This window comes from Burkholderia sp. E168m23 (assembly GCF_016586125.1).
Lineage (GTDB): Bacteria > Pseudomonadota > Gammaproteobacteria > Burkholderiales > Burkholderiaceae > Burkholderia > Burkholderia orbicola.
This window is the reverse complement of record NZ_BCPP01000675.1, coordinates 1-4,057: the sequence shown is the minus strand read 5'-3', so window position 1 is coordinate 4,057 and position 4,057 is coordinate 1. Positions and strand designations below refer to the sequence as shown.

Here is a 4,057-nt window from a genome sequence, read left to right as displayed (position 1 = left end):
ACGGTCCCCGCATACGACATCGGCGAAAACGTCGACGTCCTGCTCGACCCCGAGCATCCCGAGCGCCCCGCGCTGATCGACGATTTCACGCAACGCTGGTTTCCGGTGGCCGTGCCGGCGCTGCTCGCCGTCGCGTCGTTCGCGATCGGCGGGCTGCTGATCGCCAGCGAGCGCCGCCGACGGCAATCGGACCCGGCACCACGCCGCGTCGCACGCAAGCCGGCACGGCGCCGCTGGGATGTCGCGATCGTGCTGATTCCGATCGCGATCGGCACGGGCTTCCTCGCCGGCGCCGGCGCGGCCGGCCTGCATCAGTGGCAAATCGTCCACCACTATGCGCGTTCGACCGGCCACGTCGTCGAGATCGCGAAAAACGGGCGGTCGTCGCGGTCGCGCACGGCGCTGTATTCGGCCGTCGTCGCATTCACGACCGACAGCGGGCGACTCATCACGTTCGCCCAGGGCTCGGCGTCGTCGCACCCGGGGCTGCACGAAGGCGACGCGGTCAACGTGCTGTACGACCCCGTCACGCCCGAGCGCGCGCTCGTCGACCGCTTCTGGGATCGCTGGGGCCTCACGGCCATCCTGTTCGCGATCGGTGCGCCGTTCCTGGCAGCGGGGCTGTTCGTCGCCGCGACGTTATGGCCCGATCACCGTCCGCACGAGGCCGCTCAATGACGCGCGCGCGGCACGGCAATCGTCGCGACGCGCGCATCACCGCTCCCTGAACGCCTCCACCTTCGCGCGATTCCCGCACGTGCGCATGTCGCACCACCGCCGCCCCACGCCGCGGCCGCGATCGACGAAGAACCACGTACACCGACCACATTGCCGCACGCGCGCGAAATCGTCGCTGCGCATCAGATGTTCGAAACCGAGCGCGACCGCATCGACCCAGCGCGACGCGGCCCGTGCATCGGGCCGCCACGCGAAGCGGCCGCCGACCGCGTCGAATGCGCTGCGCCCGATCGCGTCGCGGATCGCCACCGCGAGCCGCTCCGCCGCGCGCGCGCCCGCGCTGCCGCCGCCTTCGGCCGTCAGATGCGCGATCGCGACGTACGCGTCGTCGCGAAAGCGGCGCAGCGCCGCCAGTTCATCCGGGCCGTCCTGGCGCGGATGACGCAGCAGCCGCGCCAGATCGTCGGGCGCCAGCAATCCCGCTTTCCCGGCCCACGCCCGCACGGCCGGCCAGTCGACGAGTTTGTCCTCGTCGCGCGTCTTGCCCGTGTCGGCCACCGTATTGAGAAAGTCGAGCGCCGGATGGCCGCCGATGAAATCGGTCTCACGCCATTCGTACCCGGGTCGCGCCGGGTCGGATCGAGTAACCATTTATTTTCGCCTATCGGTTTCACATCCGGAGAATCCGGCGTAACCTGTTAACAACCGAAACAGGTTATCACGGAGAAGCCGATGCTCGAACTCCCGAACCGCTTCAATTTCGAAGGCCACCGGATTGCATGGGGCACGCTCGGCGAAGGCCCGCCGCTCGTCCTCGTGCACGGCACGCCGTTTTCGTCGCAGGTCTGGCGCCGGATCGCGCCGTGGCTCGCGCGACGCCATCGCGTGTACTTCTACGACCTGCTCGGCTACGGCCAGTCCGACATGCCGGATGCGGACGTGTCGCTGGGTTGCCAGAACGTGCTGTTCGGCGCGCTGCTGAATGAATGGAAACTGGCGCGGCCGCGCGTGCTCGCGCACGACTACGGCGGCGCAACCGTGCTGCGCGCGCATTTTCTCGACGGCATCGCGTATGCGGATCTGACGCTCGTGAACCCGGTCGCGATCGCGCCGCAAGGCTCGCCGTTCGTGCGCCACGTCGCGCAGCACGAAGCTGCGTTCACCGGCTTGCCCGCGTACGCACACCATGCGCTCGTGTCGACGTATATCGGCCAGGCAGTCGCACGGCCGTTGAGCGACGACGTGCTGTCGATCTACCGCGAGCCGTGGCTCACGTCGGCCGGCCAGGCCGCGTTCTATCGCCAGATCGCGCAGATGCGCCAGCGCTACATCGAGGAAGCGGAGGCCCGCTACGCGCCGCCGGACTTTCCGGTGCGCATCGTGTGGGGCGAGGACGACGTGTGGATTCCGCTCGAACAAGGGCAGGCGCTCGCCGATCGCATCGCGGACGGCCAGTTGATCCGGGTCCCGCACGCGGGCCATCTGGTTCAGGAGGATGCGCCGGAAGCAATCGTCGCCGCCGTGCTCGACGGATACACGCTGGGCTGAGCATCACCCCAGCGCGTGTTACGTGCCGCGTCAGAACGCCGGCACGCCTTGCGCGAGCGTCGCGACGAACTTCGCGGTGCGCGGGTCGCGCGGCCGGCCGAACAGGTCGCGCGACGCGCCCGCTTCGACGATGCGGCCATCGGCGAGGAACACCGCATCATGCGCGATCGACGCGGCCAGACGCAGGTCGTGCGTGGCCATCAGCATCGTCGTGCCTTCGCGCGCGAGCTGGCGCAGCACCTCGACCACTTCGACGGACAGCTCCGGATCGAGCGCCGACGTCGGCTCGTCGCACAGCAGCACCTGCGGCGACGGCGCGAGCGCCCGCGCGATCGCCACGCGCTGCTGCTGTCCGCCCGACAGCGTGGCCGGCCATGCGTCGGCCTTGTCCGCGATGCCGACCTTGTCGAGCAGCGCGAGCGCGCGCTCCCGGGCCCGCTCGCGCGGCCAGCGCTGCACGGTCACGAGCCCCTCCATCACGTTCTGCACGACGCTCAGGTGCGGAAACAACTGGAAGTTCTGGAACACCATGCCGGTCTGCTTGCGCACCGCGAACACCGCGTCGCGCGACGGCCGGCGCGCCGGCACGAAGTCGATGCGCGCATCGCCGACGACCAGCGCACCCGCCTCCGGCACTTCGAGCAGGTTCACGCAGCGCAGCAGCGTGCTCTTGCCGCTGCCGGACGGGCCGATCAGCGCGGTCACGCTGCCCGGCTGCAGCGCGAGGTCGATCCCGCTCAGCACGCGGTGCGTGCCGAACGACTTGTCGATGCGTTCGAGGCGGATCATCGCAACTCCGCCTGGAACAGCGCGTGGCGGCCGAAGCGAAGCTCCAGCCGGCGTTGTAGCGACGACAGCACCGAGCTGAACAGCAGGTAGATCAGCGCGGCTTCGGTATAGAGGATCAGCGGCTCGTAGGTCACGGCCGCGATGCGTTGCGCGGCCTGGAAGATCTCGGGCACCGTCAGCACGGCAGCGAGCGACGTGTCCTTCACGAGCGAAATGAATGAATTCGACAGCGCGGGCAGCGCGACACGCGCGGCCTGCGGCAGGATCGCGCGACGCAGTGCCTGCGCGCGCGTCATCGACATCGAGTACGCGGCCTCCCACTGCCCCTTGGGCATCGATTCGATCACGCCGCGAATCACTTCCGCGTTGTATGCGCCGACGTTCAGCGAGAAACCGATCACGGCGGCCGTCAGCGGATCGAGCACGATGCCGACGTTCGGCAATCCGTAGAAGATCACGAACAGTTGCACGAGCAGCGGCGAGCCGCGAAACAGCCAGATATAGAACCGCACGACGGCCTGCGCCCAGCGCGGCCCGAACAGCCGCGTGAGCGCCGCGCCGAACGCAAGCAATAAACCGATCGCGAACGACGCGAGCGTGAGCGGAACCGTAAACACGAGCCCTGCAACGAGCAGGGGCCGCAGCGATTCCGCCATCAGGTGCAGCCAGGCCGGCATCGTTCAGCCTCGCGTCACGGCTGCGACACGTCGCGGCCGAAGTACTTCTGCGAGATCTTCGCGTAGGTACCGTCCGCCTTGATGTCCGCGAGCGCCTTGTCGATCGCCGCCACCAGCGCGGGGCTGCCCTTGCGCAGCAGCACGCCGGATGCGTCGCCCGCGCCGGTCGTGTCGGTCGCCGCGATCTTCAGTTTCGCGTCGGGCTTGTGCTTGCGGAAATCGAGGTACGACAGCGAGTCGTTGATCGTCGCATCGACGCGGCCGGACGTCAGCAGGTCGATCGATTCGTTGAAGCCCTGCACGGGCACCACGTCGGCGCCGTGCGCGGCCGCGAGCTTGCCGAAATTGCTGGTCAGCGTGTTCGC

The 4,057-nt window shown here is 68.8% G+C and carries 6 protein-coding genes; 2 read left to right on the top strand and 4 right to left on the bottom strand.

Annotated elements, in window-relative coordinates; translation table 11 throughout:
• Positions 1 to 678 (top strand): DUF3592 domain-containing protein (locus JMF90_RS27230; protein WP_201325658.1); only part of this gene is annotated, 678 nt, incomplete at its 5' end.
• Positions 679 to 714: 36 nt separating this feature from the next.
• Here the strand turns inward: JMF90_RS27230 and JMF90_RS27225 are convergent.
• Positions 715 to 1,329 (bottom strand): CGNR zinc finger domain-containing protein, encoded by a 615-nt coding sequence (locus tag JMF90_RS27225; RefSeq protein ID WP_054928170.1) that lies wholly within the window; start codon positions 1,327 to 1,329, stop codon positions 715 to 717.
• A gap of 81 nt (positions 1,330 to 1,410) precedes the next feature.
• Between JMF90_RS27225 and JMF90_RS27220 the strand changes: the two genes are divergently transcribed.
• Positions 1,411 to 2,226, top strand: coding sequence for an alpha/beta fold hydrolase (locus tag JMF90_RS27220; RefSeq protein WP_011694443.1), 816 nt, complete (start codon positions 1,411 to 1,413; stop codon positions 2,224 to 2,226).
• 30 nt (positions 2,227 to 2,256) lie between these two features.
• Here the strand turns inward: JMF90_RS27220 and JMF90_RS27215 are convergent, their stop codons facing one another.
• The 3 genes from JMF90_RS27215 to JMF90_RS27205 all read right to left on the bottom strand — a co-directional run.
• Positions 2,257 to 3,015 (bottom strand): amino acid ABC transporter ATP-binding protein, encoded by a 759-nt coding sequence (locus JMF90_RS27215; protein WP_011694444.1) that lies wholly within the window; start codon positions 3,013 to 3,015, stop codon positions 2,257 to 2,259.
• Positions 3,012 to 3,692 carry an amino acid ABC transporter permease gene (locus JMF90_RS27210; protein ID WP_011546495.1) on the bottom strand — a complete coding sequence of 227 codons (681 nt, stop codon included), beginning with the start codon at positions 3,690 to 3,692 and terminating at the stop codon, positions 3,012 to 3,014. The genes JMF90_RS27215 and JMF90_RS27210 overlap by 4 nt, the downstream gene beginning before the upstream one ends.
• A gap of 14 nt (positions 3,693 to 3,706) precedes the next feature.
• On the bottom strand, positions 3,707 to 4,057 hold a 351-nt coding region (locus tag JMF90_RS27205; RefSeq protein WP_201325657.1), incomplete at its 5' end, for a transporter substrate-binding domain-containing protein.